The organism is Teredinibacter waterburyi (assembly GCF_001922985.1).
Classification (GTDB): domain Bacteria; phylum Pseudomonadota; class Gammaproteobacteria; order Pseudomonadales; family Cellvibrionaceae; genus Teredinibacter; species Teredinibacter waterburyi.
Window position 1 is genome coordinate 1 of sequence record NZ_MRUH01000045.1, and the last position, 22609, is coordinate 22609.

Sequence of the window (22609 nt, forward strand, 5' to 3'; positions counted from 1 at the left end):
CTGGGGTTTTTCTTTGTCTGGAATTTGGCGGCAGCTCGGCCTTGGCTATTTGCGGATGCCGTAATGGGGGGGGAGGTTGCGCTAGCAGTATTCGGAGGAGGTGTTTGTTCTCTGGTAGCTCGCTCGCCTAATATCGGGCGCGGAGCGCGTCTATTCACTCTTCATCGCGCTTAAGCGCCTGCGCCTTTCCCTCTTCTCCCAGTGTTGAATCTGGCGTCGAAGAGTAAACGTCCGTCCACGGCCTCAGATCTGCTCGAAAGCCGCTGGGGGTAAGGCGATGAAATCCCTTATATGGCCTTCCGTCACAGTTGCACTTTTAAAATTAATGTAATAGTGTATGCGACCAATAAGTGCGTCTGTTGTTCAGCTTAAATCGAATAATAAAACGTTTAGCCAACAGCTACATACACGCTTAGTAGATACCATAAAAATTGACCATATTTCCGCGTAATCGGCTATTGAATAAATAATTTGTTTGGTAGGTGATCGCAAAGAAAGATAAATACTCGTGGTACACACAGATAGCCTGTGTTTCTGCGCGTTTTTAAAACAATAAAAGCTTAACTGCTGAGGAGAAAACCTATGGGAGCCAATCCTTTCCTATTTAAGAAGAAATTGCTAGCGACTAGTATCTCTTCTTGCTTACTTGCTGTTGCTGGTGTTGCCGCGGCGCAGGATCAAGTAGAAGAAGAAGTAATTGTAAAAGGGATTCGCGCATCTATCGAATCATCAGTAAATAGCAAGCGCAATGCCGCGTCTGTTGTAGACTCTATTACTGCTGAAGATATTGGTAAGCTTCCTGATGTCACCATATCAGATTCTTTACAGCGTATACCTGGTATCCAGATTCGTCGTTCCGCTGGTGAAGGCGGAGCGGTTAACATCCGTGGCTTACCTCAGGTTTCGACTCAGCTGAACGGTGAATCCTACTTAGGCGCCAACTCTATTACTGACTTCCAGCCTAACTTTGGTGATATTCCTTCGCAGCTATTCAAAGGTGCGGATGTAATTAAGTCGCCAACAGCAAGCTTACTAGCCTCCGGCCTTTCCGGTACTGTAAACCTAAAGACTCGTCGTCCATTTGATTTTGACGAAGGTTTTACTGGCGTTGCTGCCGTTGAAGCCGGTTACGGGACTGATAGTCAAGAAGTAAACCCAAGTGTAAATGGCCTGTTTAACTTTAAAGGTGAGCGTTTCGGTGTTCTAGCGGCGTTCACAAGCTCACAAGCTGACCTAGCAAACTACTATGAAGGTAAACAATACGGTACTGACGGTGGTTCTGACGGTATGGTTTCCGAAGGCGCTGGTCAGGGCGACCCTTATGGCGGTACGTTCTTGGGTGATAACGATGACGTTGGCGGCGAGTCTTTCTATGCGCCAGAAGGTTGGGTTGTATATAACAAGTTTACAGAGCGTGAGCGTAATGGCGCCAATGTTTCCTTCCAGTTAGATTTGGGCGAGGGTTTTGAGTTGGTGGCAGATTACTTCTACACCAAGCAAGATGAATGGAACCGTTCTACAGGTTTGGTTGCGGAAACGAAGTGGGCAAACTGCTGCTCATTTAACGATTTCGCGGTAAATAATTCAGTTGATACGGGTGTAGATGGTATCAATACCTACGATTCGATCGACTATATTTCTCGTCGTTTGCAGTCTTACTCAGAAGTTAACGAGTTCTTCTCAACTTCTCGGGACCTTAACGTAGAGCTTAACTACGATAATGAAGGCCCTTTAACAGCAAGTTTCCGTGTTGTTCGTGGAGCAGCTAATCAGCAAAATCGTAATAACTATTTCCAAGGCGATTTGATGGATGGCGGCCCTACTAACTCTAACGTTTGGACTGATCCAGTATTGGGTAACCGTATTCCTGGTGAGTGGGTTAACCCTAACCCGAATGGTTTCCAAGGCCTTTCTCAGTTCACCATTGATCATTCCGGTAGCGATCCAGTTTGGACTGGGTTCAACACGCCTCCAGTTTTAGGTGGCGCTGACAACCAGGCTGCTGATGGTACCTATAACGTAGCGGCCGGTACTCGTACGTTGGGCGATTTTATTGCTGATCCAAACTCGTACAACGTTGCTGCGATTAGCTCCGAAAACAACTACGATCGTGACGGAAAGCTAAACGTTATGCGTGCAGACGTGAGCTATGAGTTTGAAGATAGCTTCATTACCAGTGTTGACGTTGGCTATCGCTTGAGCGAAAAGTATGCAAGCAACGACGTATGGCACGGTGTATCTAACTTCTACGAAGGCGCTGGCGGCGTAACCTCTGACGGGACTCCTAACCCGGAAGGCTGTCAGGCTCGCTGGAAGGCTACCGATGTGATCTTCCGTGAAGACTGTCAGGTTGGTGAAATTGTTACTGCTGACGGCGAATCTACTTGGGTTCCTTGGGTCGCGATTGGTTATGCTGCTCAAAGTGACTACCCAACAATTGCCGTTACTGATTTCGGAAACGTTAAAGGTTTACCTGCGGTTTGGACCGTGGATCCTAAGGCGCTAGACAATGTAGAAGAGTTCCATACGACTTTCTACGGCAACTACATTAAGAGCGTTGATCCCGGTGCCTCTTATGAAGTTAAGCTCGGTGATAAGAGTGGCTACGTTCAGGCTAACTTTGAAGCCGGCCCTGTTACCGGTAACTTCGGCCTTCGCGTTGTTGATACTGAGCTAACCGTTAAGCAGAACACTCGTGGAGGTTCACGTTCGTATGGTATGGCTCCGGCTGATACTGGGGACAAGTTGTCTGTACGTAACTTCCAAGACGTGCTTCCTGCGCTTAACGTGGCTTGGGATGTAAGCGACGATGTTAAGATTCGTGGTGCATACTCTGAAAACATGGTGCCGTTGAATTTAGATCAGTGGGGGCGTTCACTGGTAACCAACTATGCCTTAGATAACGGTATTCAGCGCGTTACAACTATCAGCTATGACGGTAACCCAGAGCTAGATCCTTGGCGCTCGTCTACTATCGAAGCCACTGCTGAATGGTATTTGGCTCCAGGTAGTATGTTGACCGCCGGTATTTTCCGCATACAAGTCGACAGCTTCCCTGAGGGCGTTACTGTTTACGAGCCATTCCCAGACTTGGATGGTGTTGTTCGTAACCAAGCTGTTGAGACATCTAAGCAAATTAACGGCGACGGTGGTAGTTTGAAGGGTATTGAATTGGGTGCTAAATACGCATTCGAAGATCAGCCTTTTGGTATCGATGCTAACTTAACTTTGGTTGAGTCAGAGTCTTCAGCTCTTGATGTGGAAGGGAACCACCCTCCGTTTATCGATGTATCTGATACTCAGGCCAACCTCGGCTTTTGGTTCGACAACGATGTTATTCAGGCTCGTATTGCTTATAACTACCGTTCAGATCGTTACACCGGTGTACGCGTAGGTAACTTGGTTCAGTATCAAGCACCTACCAGCTACATCGATGCGAACATCAGCTGGGACGTAACGGATAGCGTTACTACCTACTTGAACGCATCTAACATTACGGGTGAGTCTGAAGAGTACTACTTGCAGTGGGACGGTCAGCACATGGCTCAAAACGTTTATGAGCCACGCTTCACGCTTGGTGCTCGTATGCGCTTCTAATAATTTGGCCGAAAGGTTAAGTTAATAAAACCGCCTCACTGGTGTTTGCTGGTGGGGCGGTTTTTTTTGTCTGTAATTTAAGATATGAGATCTTCGTCATGAACAATTTAGTTAAAAAAGTCGTGATAGTAGGAGGCGGTACAGCAGGCTGGATGACTGCCGCATACCTGATTAAATTCCTCGCTAAGTCTGACGTGTCGATCACCGTTGTAGAGTCTTCTGATATAGGGAGCGTTGGTGTTGGTGAAGCGACGATTCCTACGATACGAGAGTTTTATGGCGCTCTTGGAATGAAAGACCAAGACGTTATGAAGGCAACCAATGCTACGTTTAAGCTTGGTATAGAATTTCAAAATTGGTTTAAGCCGAATCATTCATTCTTTCACCCCTTTGCACAGTACGGGCAAAGTGTAAATGGTGTGAACTTTCATCACTATTGGAACAAAATGCGCCAGCATGGCTACGAAGGCGAATTGAGCGAGTTTTCTCTCGGTGTCATGCTAGCTAAAAATGGAAAATTCACATTTCCAGCGAAGAATCCACCATCACCAATGTCGGTGTTTGATTGGGCACTGCATTTTGATGCTGGGTTATTTGCCAAGATGTTAAAAGAGTATTCTCTAGAGCGGGGCGTAACCCTAATCGATGACAAAATAACCAACGTAAATTTACGCGAGAATGATGGTTTTATCGACACGCTCGAACTTGAGAATGAGGGTGTTGTTTCTGGTGAATTGTTTATAGATTGCTCTGGTTTTCAAGCGCTACTAATTGAAGGGGCTTTGAAAACAGGCTATGAAGATTGGTCCGAGTGGTTACTGTGCGACCGCGCTGTTGCAGTTCAAAGTGAGTCTGCTTCTGAGCCACTACCTTATACCATTTCTGCAGCGGAAGGTGCCGGCTGGCGCTGGCAGATCCCGTTGCAACATCGTGATGGCAATGGACATGTCTATAGCAGTACACATATGAGTGATGACGAAGCTACACAGATTCTTTTAGATAATGTAAAGGGCAGCCCGATATCTGAGCCAAAGTCCTTCAAATTCACGCCGGGACGGCGGGTTCAAGCTTGGAATAAAAACTGTATCGCGGTCGGACTTTCCAGTGGGTTTTTAGAACCATTAGAGTCGACAAGTATTGCGTTGATTGAGCTTGCGATACAAAAAATTCGCTTGTTTTTCCCTGACCAGACGTTTGATAAAGACGTGATTGCCGAGTTCAATGATCGAACAAAAATGGAATATGAACGCGTGCGAGATTTTGTGATATACCACTACAAGGCGAATCGTCGTGGGGACACGGACTTTTGGCGTCATTGCGAGTCTATGGATATCCCAGAAACCTTAGCGTACAAAAATAGATTGTTTGAAAAACGAGGGCATTTGGTTAAGTCACCTTATGAGATATTTCAACTGCCTAGCTGGTTAGCTATTTATACCGGCAATAATGTTCAGCCTACGGGTTACGATACGATGGTTGATAGTTTTGGTATTGACTATCTTAAAAATGTATTCGACCAGATGCGTAAATCGGTTGCTGATTCCGTCGCTCAAGCACCTACACACGCCGAGTTCCTTACTAAAATTTAAACGTTTATTAGTGGTTATTTGAAAAGGTATGAGACTGGTATTTTATTCCGATAGTCCAGCACTGAATTAAGCTGTGGGCTATCGGAGATGCTCGGGGGCGCGAAATACTGAGCTATAAATATAGCCAGATTATTTCTCTGGCGCACTACAGTGTCGGCTTATAAACTCTTGATGCAGCGGCGCTGCAGTTGCACCTTTCTGGATTAGCGTCGCCATTTGTTTTAGTTGCTGTTCTAGTTGCGGCATATCTAGATGATCCAGCTTAATCTGGCTTTCATTGGGCATTACGTCAAAACCGTTGTACATGCTAATCCAACTTGCTGATTTAAATGATTCACCTTCGTGCTCAACAATATATCCACGTCGTTTAAAGACATTAATTTTGTGTTCAAGTGACGCTGGCATTTTGATAGATTGAATGTGGCGCCAAAACTCAGTGTCGGTACGTTCTGACAGCTTATAGTGCAGAAGTATAAAGTCTCGAATATGTTCCATTTCGAGGCTAGCCTGACGGTTGGCTTCATCGATATCCGTTTGGTTAAAAGACTTGTCTGGGAAAAACATAATCAATTTGCTAATCGCTGTTTGGATTAACGAGATACTTGTCGACTCCAATGGCTCTAAAAATCCACTGGAAAGTCCGACCGCGATACAGTTTTTATGCCAAAACTGATTACGCCGTCCTGTTTTGAATTTTATCGTGCGAGGCTCACTGAGGGCTTGGCCATCGAGGCTGTCCAATAGGTGTTGCTTGGCGTCGATGTCGGAGATGAAATCATCGCAATATACGTAGCCATTGCCAACTCTATGCTGCAGTGGAATGCGCCATCGCCAGCCTGATTCCATTGCAATAGATTTTGTGTAGGGTGTAGGTGGCGCTGCCGATTTACTTTGCACCGCGGCAGCACTGTTAACGGGTAGCCAATGGCTCCAATCTTCAAATCCGGTTTGAAGGGTTTCTTCAATGAGTAAGCCACGAATACCTGAGCAGTCGATAAACAGATCGCCAGTTAGCGATGTTGCGTCGTTGAACGTAACACCTGCGATAAAGCCAGTATCGGTTTGAGTTACTTGGGTTACTGTTTTTTCATGTCGAATCACGCCATTTTTTACCGCATATTTACGTAAGTAATTGGCGTATAGCGAGGCGTCAAAGTGAAACGCATAATTATATTCGGCAAGGGGCGTTTGCGGGTTTTCACGCGGTTGAGCGAAACGACCTTGTGTTGCAAGCATGGTAGAAAGGCAGTAGTGACTTAATTCCTCTACTTTATTTTGTTTTCTTAAATGTTGCCAAACCTGATAGAAGTCAGCGCCGTACATAGATTGACCATAATTTGAAAACGGATGAAAAAAATCACTTTGCTGATTCTTCCATCCGACAAATTCGATACCGAGCTTGAAGGTGGCCTGTGTTTCTTTGATGAAATCAATTTCGTCTATACCAAGCGCTAAGTTGAAATCTCTGATGCCCGGCAGCGTAGCCTCTCCTACACCAATGGTTCCGATGTCCGGCGATTCGATTAGATGTATCGCTACTTGGCGTTTGCGTAAGAAATGTGACAACGCAGCAGCAGCCATCCATCCCGCAGTGCCGCCACCAACGATAACGATTGATTGAATTGCTTGTGTCATATGCTACTGCCTACCTTATTTTTAGGTGAGGAAGGATAAACTTGGCACCCTTGTATGTCTATAGATCTGGGGAGTTTGGGGTCCTGCTTGCGGATGTGATTGGTTGTTTACGGCTATTGATACTTGTATTGCGTGCTGTTAGTTTTACTCCCCTTTTGGTAGATTTTCTTTTTGCCCTTCATTTAGACATGGTTTTTCTATGCTTCAGCAATTTGTGCATCTTCGGGTGCGCACCGAGTTTTCGCTTCAAGATAGTATTATTCGCGTTAAAAAACTGGCGGGGCGCCTAGTCGAACAGCGTATGCCAGCTTGCGCGATTACTGACTTCCACAACTTTTTTGGCCTTCTCAAGTTCTATAAGGCGGTACAAGGGGCGGGTGTAAAGCCGATCTGTGGATGTGATTTTCGGCTGCTGGTGGACGACAGTGATCTACAGCCGCCGTTATTTACCCTGCTAGCCATGAATGAGCGCGGCTATCGCAATATTACCCAGTTGATTTCAAGATCGTATCAAGAAGGGCAAAAGCACGGCGAACCCTACCTATTGAAAAGCTGGTTGGCGGAACACGCCGAAGGGGTTATAGCGCTATCTGGTGCTAAGTTCGGAGAGTTGGGGCAGCTATTACTGGGCAACAAACAACCCGAAGCTCGGGCGTCACTCGAGGAGTGGATGAGTCTCTATCCGAATCGATTTTATGTTGAAATTCATCGTACCGGACGAGAAAACGACGAGCGTCACCTGCATGCGGCGGTCGCTATGGCGGCTGAGTTTCAGTGCCCTGTTGTGGCGACCAACGATGTGCGCTTCCTTGATAGCGACCAGTACGGCGTACACGAAGCGCGTGTCTGTATCGGCGAGGGGCGTGTGCTCGACGATCCGCGGCGTGAACGGCGTTATAGCGACGAACAGTATTTCCGCTCGGCAGCAGAGATGTGCGAGCTGTTTTCCGATATACCTGAAGCGATTGAAAATACCGTAGAGATCGCCAAGCGCTGCAATCTGAATATTCAGTTAGGCAAATACTTTTTGCCTGAATACCCCATTCCCGATGGGCTGACTGAAAACGACTTCTTTCGCAAAATCTGTAACGAAGGATTGAATGATCGTTTAAAGCGGATCTTGGATCCTGCCGACCCTAACTACCTTGAAGCACGTAAAGAATATGATGACAGGCTGAAATTCGAGCTGGATATTATTATTCAGATGGGCTTCCCCGGCTACTTTTTGATCGTGATGGACTTTATCCAGTGGGCTAAGGATCACAAGATACCGGTTGGACCGGGACGTGGTTCGGGTGCTGGGTCGCTGGTCGCCTACGTGCTGAAGATTACCGATCTCGACCCACTGCTTTACGACCTACTGTTCGAACGTTTCCTCAACCCAGAGCGAGTTTCGATGCCGGATTTCGACGTCGACTTCTGCATGGAAGATCGCGACAAGGTCATTAGCTATGTTGCTGATAACTACGGCCGCGATGCGGTATCGCAAATTATCACCTTCGGCACTATGGCTGCTAAGGCGGTAGTGCGTGATGTAGCGCGTGTGCAGGGTAAGTCCTACGGTTTGGCCGATAAGCTTTCCAAGATGATTCCAGCCGACGTCGGCATGACCTTGTCGAAGGCCTTTGAGCAAGAAGAGGTGTTGCGGGAATTCTTGGAATTCGACAGTGATGGCCAAGAAATTTGGGATATGGCCCTACAGCTCGAAGGCATTACCCGTAACGTAGGCAAGCACGCCGGTGGTGTGGTAATTGCGCCAACCAAGCTGACCGATTTCGCGCCACTGTACTGCGATGAAACTGGCTCGGGATTGGTCACCCAATTCGATAAAGGTGACGTTGAAGACGCAGGCTTGGTTAAGTTCGACTTCCTCGGCCTGCGTACCCTTACCATTATTGATTGGGCGGTTAAGATGATCGACGCCCAGCGGATTCCGCTTGGCGATGCGCCATTGGATATCGCCGAGATCGATCTGCTCGACGCGCCGACCTTTGCGATGTTAAAGCGCGCCGAAACGACCGCTGTATTCCAGCTGGAATCGCGGGGTATGAAAGACCTTATTAAGCGTCTCTCGCCAGATAACCTTGAAGATATGATCGCCTTGGTGGCGCTGTTCCGCCCTGGGCCACTGCAATCGGGCATGGTTGACGACTTTATCAACCGGAAGCACGGCCGTGCGCAGGTGGCTTATCCTGACGCAAAATACCAGCACGAGTTATTGAAACCTATTCTTGAACCTACCTACGGCGTAATCGTCTATCAGGAACAGGTGATGCAAATCGCTCAGGAACTAGCGGGCTATACCCTCGGCGGCGCCGACTTGCTACGCCGTGCAATGGGTAAGAAAAAACCGGAGGAGATGGCCAAACAGCGTTCGATTTTCGCCGAAGGGGCCGCCAGCAAAGGCGTTGACCCCGATCTCGCCACCAAGATTTTCGACCTTGTGGAAAAGTTTGCCGGCTACGGTTTTAACAAGTCACACTCTGCAGCCTATGCGTTAGTGTCTTACCAAACGGCATGGTTAAAAGCGCACTATCCCGCACACTTCTTAGCGGCAACTATGTCGGCCGATATGGATAAAACCGATAAGGTCGTAACCTTCATCGAAGAGTGCCGTAACATGGAGTTAAATCTCCTGCCGCCGGATGTAAATAGCGGTGATTTTCAGTTTACGGTCGATTCCGAAAACAACATTATTTATGGCTTGGGTGCCATTAAAGGTCTTGGTGAAGGGCCGGTTGAAAGTATTCTTGAGGCGCGCAAAGATGGCCCGTTTCAAGATTTGTTTGATTTTTGCTCTCGTATCGACCCCCGTAAGACCAATAAGCGTGCGCTGGAAGCCTTAGTGCGCAGCGGTGCTTGTGACAGTATTGGCCCTGGTGTAGACATCGACTACGATCGCGCGGTCATGTTTCATGCAATCCCCGAAGCGGTGAAAGCCGCAGAGCAAAAAAGTGCCAACGCCAGCGCTGGTATTGCTGACCTGTTTGGAGAGGTAGTGCCGTCCGCTGACGATGGCAGTTCCGTCTATCAAGAGTTCCAGCGGGTACGACGCTGGAATATGAAAGAGCGTTTAAACGGCGAGAAGGAAACCCTGGGGCTTTATTTAACCGGCCATCCAATAGATGAATACCACAAAGAGCTCAATCACCTTGTTTCGGCTCGTATTGCGGACCTGAGAGCAGAGAAAGGCAAGCAAACTGTCGCCGGTTTGGTGGTGGCCTTTCGAGTGATGAAAACTAAACGTGGCGACACTATGGCGTTTATTACCTTGGATGACCGTACTGGGCGTATAGAATGTGCCGTTTTTGCGGACACATACAACGAATTTCGCGACAAAATCGTTAAAGATGCGATGTTAGTTGTGGAAGGGCAGGTCAGCGTCGATGAATACAGCGGCGGTTTGAAGATGCGCATCGACAAGGTTACTGATCTTACCGAGGCTCGCGAGGCTAATGTTGCGGGCATAAAGTTAAATTTGAGTGCGGATTCTCTACCGCTTAACTTCGAGCGGCAGTTGCGAGAAACATTACAAGAACATCGCGACGGGAAATGTCAGGTAATGGTGAAGTACCACAAGGCTAATATCGTTGGCGAATATCGCTTTGATCAAAGCTGGTGTGTACGACCAACTGACGCGCTTATGGAAAGCCTGCGCACTCTGTACGGCCCGAAAAGTGTTGAGCTGGTTTATCGGCACTGATACTTTCGGGGATAGGCGGGTGGTGGTAAACTTGCGCACCCTAAAAAGGCTGGATTAAAAAAGTGGCGTAAAACTTAGCTAAATACTTGGCTGAGTCGCAACACCAGCGTACTAATAAGTCGATTCGTCGTCAAAGGTTAGACAAAACATGAATTTGAATTACCTAAATTTCGAGCAGCCGATCGCCATTCTCGAAGGCAAAATTGAAGAGTTGCAACTTGTCGGAACGGATAACGACCTAAATATCAGCGACGAAATTGAGCGATTGCGAGAAAAAAGCGTCAAGTTGACTGAGGGTATCTACTCCAACCTTAGCCCTTGGCAGGTAGTTCAAGTCGCCCGCCACCCGCAACGCCCCTATACCGCTGATTATATCCCCCGTCTTTTTGATGATTGGGATGAGCTCCACGGCGACCGTCACTTTGGTGATGATAAGGCGATTATTGCCGGCATTGGCCGTTTGGATGGCCGTTCAGTGATGGTCATTGGCGAAGAAAAAGGCCGCTCGGTTAAAGATAAGGTTTACCGTAACTTTGGTATGCCCAAGCCAGAAGGCTACCGCAAGGCGTTACGTCTTATGGAAATGGCCGAGCGCTTTAAGTTGCCGGTGCTAACACTTATTGATACTCCTGGGGCCTACCCAGGTATCGACAGTGAAGAGCGCGGTATCAGCGAGTCAATTGCACAGAATTTAGCCGTCATGTCGCGTTTGCGCACGCCGATTATCTGTACCGTTATTGGCGAAGGTTCGTCTGGCGGTGCTCTGGCAATTGGTGTTGGCGACCATCTTAATATGCTGCAGTACTCCACCTATTTTGTGATCTCCCCAGAAGGTTGTGCCAATATCATTTGGAAAACCGTGGATAAAGCACCACTGGCCGCCGAAGCGATGGGGGTTACCTCCACAATCTTGGAAGAGCTGGGCATTATCGACGAAACCATCGAAGAGCCTTTAGGTGGCGCCCACCGCGATATGGATGCAATGGCGGCAAAGCTAAAAGAGCGCTTGTCCGCGCAGTTGGATGAATTGACCAGTCAAGATATCGACAGCTTGTTAGCGAAGCGCTATCAGCGTTTGATGTCTTACGGTAATCCAGCTTAATCAGCGTATAAACCTACCTAGTGGATCATAAATATCATGGCGGTATTGTCAGAAATACTCGCCAGCGGTAACTCATCTTCAGTAAACGAATGGTCAGAGTTAAAACAAACGCTGGCCTATCTCGATCTCGCAAACATTACCCGTTTGCGCGACGACATTTTGCGTCGTCAGAACAACAATCAGCCCTACGACAAAAAACTTATCAAGCTCGAACAGGTTGTTGAGCAGGCGCGTCAGCGGGTTGCCTCGCGCAGCGTAATGCCGACTATTAAATACGATAACAATCTTCCAATAAGTGCCAAGCGCGACGAAATTGAAAAGCTGATAAGTCAGTATCAGGTACTCATTCTCGCCGGAGAAACGGGCTCGGGCAAAACGACTCAAATCCCTAAAATATGTTTACAGCTAGGACGCGGCGTGCGCGGTTTGATCGGCCACACCCAGCCGCGTCGTATCGCCGCTAGTACAGTCGCCAGCCGCATTGCTGAAGAATTAAATGTAGAGCTTGGCACCACCGTTGGTTATCAAGTGCGATTTTCGGATAACACCGACGAAAGCACGCGTATAAAATTAATGACCGACGGTATTTTATTGGCCGAGATTCAGCAGGATCCAATGCTGCTGAAATACGACACGCTAATAATCGATGAGGCCCACGAGCGCAGTCTCAATATCGACTTTTTATTGGGCTATTTAAAAGGTCTGTTAAAAAAGCGGCCGGAATTAAAGTTAATTGTCACCTCCGCTACCATTGATTTAGAAAAGTTCTCGCAGCACTTTGATAAAGCCCCAGTGCTAGAAGTTTCTGGGCGTACCTTTCCCGTGGAAGTGCATTATCGCCCTTGGGACAATGAGTTCGAGGACGCGAGCGATGCGATTGTTGATGCGCTGCAAGAGCTGCTGCAAATTGCGCCGCAACAGGGTGGTGACATCTTGGTATTTTTAAGCGGCGAGCGCGAAATTCGTGAAACCTCCCACGCGATAAAAAAAGCCGGTATTGCTAACCTCGATATTTTGCCCTTGTATGCGCGGTTAAGTTTGGCGGAGCAAACAAAAGTCTTTAAACCCCACCGAGGGCGGCGTGTAGTTTTGGCCACTAACGTTGCCGAAACATCGCTTACGGTTCCGGGAATTCGCTATGTGATCGACCCCGGTACTGCCCGTATTAGTCGTTACAGCGTACGCACCAAGGTACAGCGTTTGCCGATTGAAGCGATTTCACAGGCTAGTGCAAATCAGCGTATGGGGCGCTGTGGTCGAGTCAGCGAAGGTATTTGTATTCGCCTCTATAGCGAAGAGGATTTCAATAGTCGACCAGCGTTCACTGATGCAGAAATATTGCGCACTAATCTCGCGGCGGTTATTTTACAGATGCTGCATTTAAAAATCGGTGATGTCCGTAAATTCCCGTTTGTTGATCGCCCCGATAATCGCATGATTAATGACGGCTTTAAGCTGCTGGAAGAATTGCGCGCGGTAAACAAAACCGGGCGAGTGACCGATATTGGCTATCAGCTACAAAAATTGCCGGTCGATCCGCGCTTTGGTCGAGTCGTGCTGGATAGTGTTCGCCACGGTTGTGTGAAAGAGATGCTTATCATAATCTCAGCTTTGAGTTTGCAAGACCCGCGCGAACGTCCTGCTGATAAGCGTCAGGCTTCTGACGAAAAACATCGGCGATTTTGGGATGAACGATCCGACTTTATCGCTTATATCAATCTGTGGAACTACTGTGAAGAACAGCGTCAAGAGCTCACCCAAAATCAGCTGAGAAAATTGTGCAGCAAAGAATTTATCAACTTTATGCGTTTGCGAGAATGGCGCGACCTGCACCACCAGCTGCGCTTGGCAGTGAAAGGTTTGGGCTTTAAAGAGAATTCACAGGCGGCGGATTACGACGGAATTCATCGGGCTCTATTGGGCGGCTTGTTGTCCAATATTGGTTTGAAGAACGAGGATGGCAAGTCTGCTGACGATAACGATACGCGTAAAAAGCCAAGTACAGTAGCCCGAGGTCAGCAGGATTATAGCGGCACGCGCAATCGAAAATTTCAGATATTTCCCGGCTCTTCGCAAACTAAGAAGAAGCCTAAGTGGTTAGTTGCGGCCGAGTTTCTTGAAACCTCGCAACTCTTCTCTCACTGTGTGGCGGCGATCGAACCGAATTGGGTGCTCGACAGCGCTGAACATTTATTGAAACACCACTATTACGAGCCCTATTACGATAGCCGCAGCGGGCAGGTTATGGCCTACGATCGAATAACCTTGTTCGGTTTAGTGTTGCAAGAAAAGAAACGTGTCGGCTACAGTAAAGTCGATCATAAACAGGCGCGCGAAATTTTTATTAGAGCGGCGCTTGTAGAAGGCGGTTACAGTAAACATAAAACTGTGCAAAAACTTCTGCTCGAACCGACAAACAGTGTAACGGCGTCGAACCCTGAAGCTAATAGCCAAGCCGCGATTTTAGAATCACCGAGCTCACATTTTTGGCTTTACAATCGCGCGCTTATCGAAACCTTACAAGACTTGGAAAATAAATCTCGACGCCGCGATATTTTGGTCGACGAGGAAGTTGTTTTTCAATTCTATTGTGAAGTTATTCCCGGCGAAATTGTCAATCTCGCGGGCTTCGAACATTGGCGCAAGCAGGCTGAACAAACCGATCCCGCTATTTTAAAACTGCAACAGCAGAATTTAATGCTGAATGATGCTGAGCATGTTAGCGAAGCTCAGTTCCCCGACCAAATAGAGTTGGATGGAGTAACGCTACCGCTTAGTTATCATTTTGAGCCGGGCCATAGCGATGATGGTGTAAGTGTACGAGTGCCGGTCGACTATTTACATATGATCGCTGAAGGGCGCTTAGAGTGGCTTGTCCCCGGGCTTTTGCGAGACAAGTGCATTGCCCTGTTAAAAGGCTTGCCGAAACATCTACGTAAACAGTTGGTGCCAGTGCCGCAAACGGTCGATCGTTTGCTTGCGCGTATCAGCCCGTCAAAGTTAGCGCTTACGGAAGCGTTGGCGACTGAGTTACAGCGGTTGTACAACATCGAAGTAACGGCAGACGATTGGTTGCAAATTGAGTTGCCCGATTTTTACCTCATGAATATTCAGGTGGTCGATGCCGACGAGCAGGTAATTGACCGCCATCGAAATTTGTCTCATCTACGTGAACGTTACCGCGAACACGTTCGGCAAAGTTTACAGGACGCACACAACAGTTTTGATCGCGACGACATTACGGCGTGGGATTTTGACGCGCTACCTGAGCAAGTCGAAATGAAACGTCAGGGTGTAAAAGTGAAGGGCTATCCGGCGTTGATCGATAAGCAGGGTTCGGTTAGCTTAACTGTGCTGGATAATCCGCAAGAAGCGCAGTTGTTGAGCTATGCCGGTACGGTCAGGTTAGCGCTATTAAATCTCGGACAAACACGAAAGTATTTGGCTAAACAATTGTTAAAAGGTAAAGATTTGGGACTGGCGCTACTGGACCTTGGGAAGCGCGAACAGGTTATTGACGACATTTTACTGGCGGCTATTGCGGATGAGTGTTTCCCCGACAGGCAGTTACGGATATCGTCGGAACAACATTTTCAGCAGTGCATTGATGCGGGACGCGCCGAAATTGTCGCCACGGCGCACCGTTATGAAGATCTGCTGCAAAATGTGTTAGCTTTAGTGGTCGAAATTAAGAAAACTATGAAAACCAATAAAAATGCGTTGATGCTGGCGTTTACGTTTGCGGACATTCAGCAACAGATGAACGACTTGTTTACGCCGGGCTTTATGTTTGTAACACCGTGGGAATATTTACAGCACTACCCGCGTTACCTGAATGCAATTCTATTGCGCTTAGAAAAGGCGCCGCAAAACCCTCAGCGCGATCGAGCCCAGATTAGTAGTTTGAGCGATCATCGCCAGCGCCACAGTGACAAGCTACAAAAAGACGGTTTCCTAGCCTACCAAAATAGTGCTGCATGGCAGGAATACCGCTGGATGATTGAAGAATTGCGTGTGTCAGTATTTGCGCAAACTTTGAAAACATTAAAGCCCGTTTCCGACAAACGTCTAAATAAGCTGTGGTCCAGCTTGTAAAGTGCATAATTGCCGCCGCAAATAGCGGTTAATATGTAAGACTTTGCAATTTTTACTGTTTAGACTACCCAGCTACCGCTAAAATAATCGCCAAATTACTGACCGAGTTAAGCCTTGTGATCTCATCGTTAGCTGTACCGCTATTTTCCCGTCGCTGTCGTGGCTCCCTCTTTGGGCGTCTGCGTAGAATAGCGTTGTTTTCCTCACTAGTTTTATCGCTGTTTTTCGTTACCGGGTGTGCGAGTAATCCGCAAGTATCAGATTCCGCCCCAGATCAAGGCTACGATTCGAGCCTCGATAGCGACAACTATGATCGCTTCGAGTCGTTTAATCGAGTCATCTTTAGCTTTAACAAAACCTTAGATCGCTATCTATTAAGACCACTTGCGGTTGGCTATACCTGGATTACTCCCGACCCTATCGAGTCGGGGATTGGTAATTTCTTCGGTAATTTGGGTGAAGTGAACAATGTTGTAAACGATCTGCTGCAGTGGAAGTGGAAGCAAGCCGGTAATGATACGGGGCGGTTTTTACTGAATTCTACCATCGGTCTCGCTGGCTTTTTTGATATTGCCGGTAAAGTGGGCTTGAATCGCTCTGATGGTGAAGACTTTGGTCAAACCCTCGCGGTTTGGGGCGTGCCTCAGGGGCCGTATTTAGTTCTGCCCTTTTTGGGGCCAAATACTATTACTTCGAGCCTTGCCACACCGGTCGACTGGGTCGTCGATCCGTTAGCCAATCCTGTTAGTTTTGTAGATGATCGCCAGATAATCTATGGTTTGACGGCGCTAAAGTTCGTTAATCTTCGTGCGAACTTATTGGATGCTGAGAAGTTGATTTCTGGCGATGAATATAGCTTTATGCGTAATGCCTATCGTCAGCGTCGAGAGTATTTAATCAAAGACGGTGTTGTCGAAGATGATTTTGGCGGCGATTTTGAGGGGAGCGAGGACGAGGCGTTCGATTTTTAGCAAACACCTCGCCGTTGTCGACGTTTGGTTACAACGCGGTTGCGACTAGAGCACTTCGGTAATTTCCATGCCTAACAGGCAGGGCTGGGCGCTAGCGTCGGGATGAGATTCGACTCGGCTAACTACGGCTTTTGCCTTTAGCATTGGGTTATGGCCGTGGCTGGAAGCTATGGTCACTTCTACTTCTGTTCCCATTGGCAGCGCGGTGTCTAGTTCCACCAGCAGGCCGCCGCCGCTTAAGTCACGACAAATACCCTCATAGCTATCACTACCGCTTTGAACCTGCATCGATACAGGGGTATCGACCTTCATACGGATGAAATTACGCTTTTCCTGATAATCTCGACTGGCTAGGCTCATATGTAGTTCCTTCCTAATTTTTATCAAGGCTGTTTTTATAGTACGGTTGCTTCTTCTTCGGTGTTTTTTGGTGCTTTTAAGCCGTTTTCACTGCGTTTTCTATTGGTGTTGTGAGCTTGACAGGTTACCGTAAGAACCCAGTGTGAAATCTGGCCGACCTGTACGTTTAGTGTGCAAATTTACCCTAAAATTGCCCTTTTGGGTAGCTTGCACGGGGTCATTTATGAGAGTAGTGTAGACAATCCTTTCGACCGTATCCCAATAAAAAAATCTAAAGTAAGCAAGGATCTCAAATGGTTGAAGTCCGTCGCCAGTTGTTGGTAATTGATGACGATACCATCGTACGTAAAAGTATCGCTGCCTATCTAGAGGACAGCGGCTTTGATGTTACCCAGTTTGGCGTAGCAAAAGAGGGTTTGGCGTGGCTGCAATCAAATCACGTAGACCTTGTTGTTACCGACCTCTGCATGCCCGAGCTCGACGGCCTCAGTTTACTCAAACTTATTAAGCAACAAATGCCTGATATACCCGTGATTGTTATCTCGGGGATGGGGGTTGTGCGCGATGTTGTTGAGGCGTTGCGCCACGGTGCAGCTGATTATCTGGTCAAACCCCTTGTCGATATGGAGGTTTTGGTTCACGCCATTGGCAGAGGCTTGGAGCGGAATATTTTGCGCGCCGAGAATCAGCTTTATCGAGATCAGTTAGAGCGTGCCAACAAAGAACTCGAGGAGTATGTTCAGCTGCTAGAGCGCGACCAGCAAGCTGGGCGTCGAGTTCAGTCAAAACTGTTACCTCGTGCGCCAAAGGTCTGCGGACCTTTACATATTGATTACCAAATCATCCCTTCTCTTTACCTCAGCGGCGACTTTATTGACTACGCTTTACAGGTCGACCGGTATTTCGCCTTTTACCTTACCGATGTGTCTGGCCACGGCGCCGCGCCAGCGTTTGTTACTGTATGGTTAAAACAGTTGGTGCAACGCTGTTTTCGCGAGCAGAGTATTTTTCGTTCGGAGGAGTCTTTCCGGCGCGACGCGGGAACCCTACTCAAATTAATTAACCGAGAAATTATTCACGCGGGTATTGGTTGTCACATGACTTGTTTTGTCGGCGTTATCGATATACACACATTGGAGATGCGCTATGTGGTTGCCGGCCACCTACCGCTGCCGGTGTTGGTGTCGGGCAGCCGTGTTGAATACTTACAGGGTAAAGGTAAGCCATTGGGCATTTTTGAAGATGGTGATTGGCCGGTAAGTGTTGTGCAGCTGCCGCAAAACTTCAGCCTCACGATTTTTTCTGATGGTGTATTAGAAGTTTTACCACCGCCAGGGTTAATCGAAAAAGAGCAGTACTTGCTCGACTCATTTGTGGCAGAATCCGCGCCACAAATACACACTGGCACTGCGGAAGATCGTCCTAATTCACTACAAAAGGTGAACGCGCGATTAAAATTGTTAAATCTTGATACCGCTCCTGATGATATTGCTATATTGAGTATATCGTCTGCGAGTTTTCGTGCCGCAGCGTCAACAAAGTTAGACCTAGAGTCAACGGGAGAAGTATGAGCTCTGGACAAATAAAAGTGGCTGATCACAAAGGTGTATTTGTCATAAAAATGGAAGGGGATGTGCGTCTCACGCTCTGCTTGTCGTTCGATGAATTTATTGAACACATGTTTGCCGCGCCAGATTTCTGCGCTGTAATTTTTGATTTGTGCGATGCGGTGGCTATCGACAGCACTACCTTGGGGTTGATGGCCAAGATTTCCATTCGCGGCCGTGCTATGGAGTTTGACGCTCCCTATGTAGTATCGAGTAACCCTAATATCACCCGCTTGCTGGCTTCTATGGGTTTTGAAGATATTTTTTATATTGTCGAGAGTGCCGATGCGCTAGAGATGCCTATTGTCGATACCGAAAGTGCTACCGCTTTGGATGAAAATATCGTCGACGAGAGTCAGGTGCATAACAGTGTGCTCGACGCTCATCGCACCTTAATGGAGCTTAATTCCACCAATCACAACACCTTTAAAGAACTGGTAGCAGCACTCGAAGGTGAGCAGAAGCCTTGCCGTTAACCCCGCTAACTTACCTCCTTTGTCGTGTGAATCATGACGCGTTTCTCAGTTAGTCCAATACCAATTCGACTTTACTGCTGGTAGCCTAGCACGCTGTTTGGAATCAATGGGACGGCAGCGACATGCCTTATTTGCGTCAGAGCTTGAATGGCACCACCATCAACGTATACGAACTACAAGAATCCTGCTTAATTGGCCGCAGTGCGGGCGATTGCGCGATTCTTGTCGATGATCCTACCGTTAGCGCGCAGCATGCGCGTGTTAGCAATACCGCCGAGGGATGGATTCTCGAAGATCTAAATAGCACCAATGGTGTATTTGTGCGCGGCAAGCGAGTGGGTGTTGTTAACTTAGTCGAGGGCGAGCGCGTCTCGATAGGGACTCACGATCTAGAGTTTACTAAGGCGCTTCCCAGTGATTTGGATAAAACCTTAAAAATTAAAAAGAGCTGGATTCCGGGCGTCTATTACACCGAGTAGTCCCTGCTGTGGTTTACCTTTAATCGTCGCTGGAATTCCAAGCCAGTAAATCAATCTATGCGAGAGCTCATGCCTGTAGCGAAACTAGCCGATATCCTCGCCCGCGTAAGCCTGCGTTACTGGGTATTAGTGGTGGGTGTGGCGATAGCGCTTAGTGGCGCCGCACCGCAATGGTTGAGCGGTGTCGACCGCGGTTTGTTCGTCGCTAGTAGCTATTTGGTGGGCAAGCCCCGTGGGACTTCTGATATTGGCTTGATTCAAGTTCCACAGAGCGATTACGACCTTTGGCAGTCTGACCTCTATCAAGCCGGCACTCTGGGTGCCTTGTTGTCGAATATTTTGTTGAGTTCGCAGTCGACCATAGGTTTGGTTTTGTATAAGCCGTTGCCGCTAGAGTATGGTCCCGCCGATGTTCTGCTCGAATCTATGGCGGTAGCGGCCGAGTCGAATGGTTCCGTATCGCCACAAGACCAGCAGGCCCGCGAGCTGGTTAGCCGGAAAAACCTCATCCAAGAGATTTTGCGCAATGACCGTGTTGTTTTGGGGGTTAAGGGCAATCTTCAGCAGGCATTAACGCCGTTACAAAGCCAAGGGGGTGAGCTTGGTGATATCCCCGTTTGGGTGCGGCGCGTGATAGCTCCACCTGCGGCCCCGCAATCAGCGATGTTGAGCGGTATTGAATCTCCCCGTCCTGTACTAGATCACTACACCATAGCGAATCCTCATAATTTCCAGCACAGACTAGTGGTGTCTGACGGCGATTCGGTGTTTAGCGGGTTTTTACTGAGGCTGTTATATCAGGCAAAAGGTCAGCCGGCATTAAGTTGGCTAGCCGATGGTGGGGTGCAGCTCGGTGCGAATCGTTTGCGTGCATCCACCACTGGAGACTATCTGGTCTACAATCTCGCCAGCGCTCGGATGGCGCCGCGTATCAACCGCATGTCGTTAGATGAAGCGCTTGCCAGTGGTGCTTTCAGTGACCTTGTCTTAATCGCTCGCGAGAATGATGAGGATGCCGAGGCGTTAGCCGCAACACTATTCAGTTTGCTGATGGAGCGCACCGCAGCAAAGCCTTGGTGGCAGCCCTTTTCACAAGCGCTGGTGATATTGCTGATAACACTACTGCTGGTCTTTGTCGTACCGCGCTTCAGCTTTGTGGTGGCAGGACTAATCTGCTTACTGGTAAGTTTTGTCTTGCTAGTTGGCGAAGTCGTGTCTGCTGCTACTCATGGCATCTGGTTGCCCATGTCACTTGCCTTGTTTTGGCTTTGGCTTGGGTTTGTGCTCATCTGTATATTTCAACTTAAGCAGCGTGTTTGGCGCGAAGTGGTGACTCGAGCCGATAGCTCTGCCATCGACCAAGCGGCGATGTTTATTGATAAGGGCGACTTAGATGCAGCCTACCAGTGCTTGTTGCCCTGCAGCGCCACTGACGAGGTGCTCGCGCAAATCTACCGTGTAGCAGGCAAGTTAGCCGAGCAACAAGACTACCCGCGCGCAATAGCGACCTTCCAATCCATATTGCTGCGGCGCAAAAGTTTTCGTGACTGCAAAGAAAAGATTGAAGCCTTGGCGGCTATGCGTATCGCCGCTGGGCGTGATACTGATCCCGAGGTTGATGCTACTCAGGTTATTGATCGCGCCGCGCTGGTGCGGCCCGCACTTGGCCGCTACGAGCTTAAAGACGAGCTAGGGCGTGGCTCCACTGGAATTGTTTACCTTGGTTTTGATCCGAGGATTGCGCGTCAGGTAGCGATCAAAACGCTTAACTACCGGCAGTTTCAGCAGGGCGATATCGCGGATATAAAAGCGCGATTTTTTCGTGAGGCGGAAGCGGCGGGGCGGCTTAATCATCCGAATATTGTATCGGTGTTTGATGTCGGTGATGACGCGGATTTGGCCTATATCGCGATGGACTACGTCGAAGGTAAAGCACTCAATGCTTTTGTAGACGAAAAAAATCTACTGCCGGTATTTGAGGTGTATCGGATTATTGCCGATGTTGCCTCCGCGTTAGAATATGCACATAGCAACCACATAGTGCATCGTGATATTAAACCCGGCAACATCATCTACAACCCATCGCCTTATCAACTCAAAGTCACCGATTTCGGCATCGCTAGATTGGTGGACAATTCGCGCACAAGCACGGGTGAGATTTTGGGAAGCCCTTTGTATATGGCGCCCGAGCAATTGTTAGGCCGCAGAGTTCAGGCGGCTGCCGATGTGTTTAGTCTTGGCGTTACCTTTTATCAATTGCTGACGGGTCGGTTGCCATTCAATGGCGATAGTTTGGCAAGTTTGAGCTACGACATTATTCACGGCAAACACAAGGGCGTGCGCAGCCTGCGGAAGGAGCTACCGAGTAGTGCTTCGCGGATTACCAATCAATGTTTACAAAAAGATCCGGACGATCGATATGAAACCGCTGCTGATTTAGCTGCGGCAATTAAGAAAGCGATAAAACGTGATTTTGTGCAGGAAGCTCGGCGCTTGGGTTATGTATAGTGGTGTGGTTTTTGTGGCGGGGCTTTAGTAAAGCGCACCGGCACTCAGGCTCACACCAACAAAAAAATTAAAGGTTAGTAACCTTAACCGATAAGAGGTTTATCCCGTGGCTATTCTCGCTCAGCTGGTTGATGATGTTGTTGTCCATAAATTTGATATTAAGGCCGCCTCGACAACGCTGGGCCGACGCCCTAGTAATGATATTGTTATTGATGACAGCGCAATTAGCTCCCTTCATGCCTATATTATTCAGCAACCCAACCCCGACTTCCCGGAGTACTTTGAATTTTTTCTGGAAGATAACCAGAGTACCAACGGTTCTTTTATCAACGATCTACCGGTGACAAGTCGTAAACTTCTCCACCACAATGACATTATTCGTTTCGGCTGGAACAAATTTAAGTTTATCAACGACAGTGAAGCCGACTTGGAAGCAACGGTCCACATGTTGAATAAAACCCTTTAGTCGCCGCGTAATACTAGTGTT

13 protein-coding genes are annotated in these 22609 nt (G+C 48.1%); 11 read left to right on the plus strand and 2 right to left on the minus strand.

Annotated features, from left to right (window positions below):
• The first annotated feature begins 582 nt into the window (after window positions 1–582).
• Together IDZ20_RS04900 and IDZ20_RS04905 are read left to right on the plus strand one after the other, a co-directional pair.
• A complete protein-coding gene (locus tag IDZ20_RS04900; protein ID WP_188150316.1) occupies window positions 583–3597 on the plus strand; it encodes a TonB-dependent receptor in 3015 nt (1004 codons plus the stop codon).
• 98 nt (window positions 3598–3695) lie between these two features.
• Window positions 3696–5186 (plus strand): tryptophan halogenase family protein, encoded by a 1491-nt coding sequence (locus tag IDZ20_RS04905; RefSeq protein ID WP_188150317.1) that lies wholly within the window; start codon window positions 3696–3698, stop codon window positions 5184–5186.
• 129 nt (window positions 5187–5315) lie between these two features.
• Here IDZ20_RS04905 and IDZ20_RS04910 read toward each other — a convergent pair whose 3' ends face one another.
• Complete coding sequence (locus IDZ20_RS04910) at window positions 5316–6821, minus strand: tryptophan halogenase family protein (RefSeq protein WP_188150318.1); 1506 nt, start codon at window positions 6819–6821, stop codon at window positions 5316–5318.
• Between the two features lie 199 nt (window positions 6822–7020).
• Between IDZ20_RS04910 and dnaE the strand changes: the two genes are divergently transcribed.
• The 4 genes from dnaE (at window position 7021) to IDZ20_RS04930 (ending at window position 16692) form a co-directional block, all read left to right on the plus strand.
• Window positions 7021–10524, plus strand: coding sequence for a DNA polymerase III subunit alpha (dnaE, locus tag IDZ20_RS04915; protein WP_188150319.1), 3504 nt, complete (start codon window positions 7021–7023; stop codon window positions 10522–10524).
• 148 nt (window positions 10525–10672) lie between these two features.
• Window positions 10673–11626 (plus strand): acetyl-CoA carboxylase carboxyl transferase subunit alpha, encoded by a 954-nt coding sequence (accA, locus tag IDZ20_RS04920; protein WP_188150320.1) that lies wholly within the window; start codon window positions 10673–10675, stop codon window positions 11624–11626.
• Window positions 11627–11662: 36 nt separating this feature from the next.
• Complete coding sequence (gene hrpA, locus IDZ20_RS04925; RefSeq protein WP_188150321.1) at window positions 11663–15721, plus strand: ATP-dependent RNA helicase HrpA; 4059 nt, start codon at window positions 11663–11665, stop codon at window positions 15719–15721.
• Window positions 15722–15915: 194 nt separating this feature from the next.
• The gene (locus tag IDZ20_RS04930; protein WP_245792121.1) at window positions 15916–16692 is read left to right on the plus strand and encodes an MlaA family lipoprotein; all 777 of its coding nucleotides are present in this window, start codon (window positions 15916–15918) and stop codon (window positions 16690–16692) included.
• Between the two features lie 45 nt (window positions 16693–16737).
• On the opposite strand, the gene IDZ20_RS04935 is transcribed toward IDZ20_RS04930, so the two are convergent.
• The gene (locus IDZ20_RS04935) at window positions 16738–17052 is read right to left on the minus strand and encodes a PilZ domain-containing protein (protein ID WP_188150322.1); all 315 of its coding nucleotides are present in this window, start codon (window positions 17050–17052) and stop codon (window positions 16738–16740) included.
• Between the two features lie 293 nt (window positions 17053–17345).
• On the opposite strand from IDZ20_RS04935, the gene IDZ20_RS04940 reads away from it, so the two are divergent.
• The 5 genes from IDZ20_RS04940 to IDZ20_RS04960 all read left to right on the plus strand — a co-directional run bounded on the left by IDZ20_RS04940 (window position 17346) and on the right by IDZ20_RS04960 (window position 22588).
• Window positions 17346–18623 carry a response regulator gene (locus IDZ20_RS04940; protein WP_188150323.1) on the plus strand — a complete coding sequence of 426 codons (1278 nt, stop codon included), beginning with the start codon at window positions 17346–17348 and terminating at the stop codon, window positions 18621–18623.
• On the plus strand, window positions 18620–19135 hold the full coding sequence (locus IDZ20_RS04945; protein WP_188150324.1) for an STAS domain-containing protein: 516 nt from the start codon (window positions 18620–18622) through the stop codon (window positions 19133–19135). Before IDZ20_RS04940 ends, IDZ20_RS04945 begins: the two co-directional genes overlap by 4 nt.
• 122 nt (window positions 19136–19257) lie before the next feature.
• Window positions 19258–19614 (plus strand): FHA domain-containing protein, encoded by a 357-nt coding sequence (locus IDZ20_RS04950; RefSeq protein ID WP_188150325.1) that lies wholly within the window; start codon window positions 19258–19260, stop codon window positions 19612–19614.
• 69 nt (window positions 19615–19683) lie between these two features.
• A complete protein-coding gene (locus IDZ20_RS04955) occupies window positions 19684–22122 on the plus strand; it encodes a serine/threonine-protein kinase (protein WP_245792123.1) in 2439 nt (812 codons plus the stop codon).
• A gap of 106 nt (window positions 22123–22228) precedes the next feature.
• A complete protein-coding gene (locus tag IDZ20_RS04960) occupies window positions 22229–22588 on the plus strand; it encodes an FHA domain-containing protein (RefSeq protein WP_188150326.1) in 360 nt (119 codons plus the stop codon).
• Window positions 22589–22609 lie beyond the last annotated feature (21 nt).

Coding starts and splice junctions, on each gene's coding strand:
- accA (WP_188150320.1), top strand. CDS start 10,673: ATGAATTTGAATTACCTAAATTTCGAGCAGCCGATCGCCATTCTCGAA.
- dnaE (WP_188150319.1), top strand. CDS start 7,021: ATGCTTCAGCAATTTGTGCATCTTCGGGTGCGCACCGAGTTTTCGCTT.
- IDZ20_RS04905 (WP_188150317.1), top strand. CDS start 3,696: ATGAACAATTTAGTTAAAAAAGTCGTGATAGTAGGAGGCGGTACAGCA.
- IDZ20_RS04900 (WP_188150316.1), top strand. CDS start 583: ATGGGAGCCAATCCTTTCCTATTTAAGAAGAAATTGCTAGCGACTAGT.
- hrpA (WP_188150321.1), top strand. CDS start 11,663: ATGGCGGTATTGTCAGAAATACTCGCCAGCGGTAACTCATCTTCAGTA.
- IDZ20_RS04945 (WP_188150324.1), top strand. CDS start 18,620: ATGAGCTCTGGACAAATAAAAGTGGCTGATCACAAAGGTGTATTTGTC.
- IDZ20_RS04950 (WP_188150325.1), top strand. CDS start 19,258: ATGCCTTATTTGCGTCAGAGCTTGAATGGCACCACCATCAACGTATAC.
- IDZ20_RS04955 (WP_245792123.1), top strand. CDS start 19,684: ATGCCTGTAGCGAAACTAGCCGATATCCTCGCCCGCGTAAGCCTGCGT.
- IDZ20_RS04935 (WP_188150322.1), bottom strand. CDS start 17,052: ATGAGCCTAGCCAGTCGAGATTATCAGGAAAAGCGTAATTTCATCCGT.
- IDZ20_RS04910 (WP_188150318.1), bottom strand. CDS start 6,821: ATGACACAAGCAATTCAATCAATCGTTATCGTTGGTGGCGGCACTGCG.
- IDZ20_RS04940 (WP_188150323.1), top strand. CDS start 17,346: ATGGTTGAAGTCCGTCGCCAGTTGTTGGTAATTGATGACGATACCATC.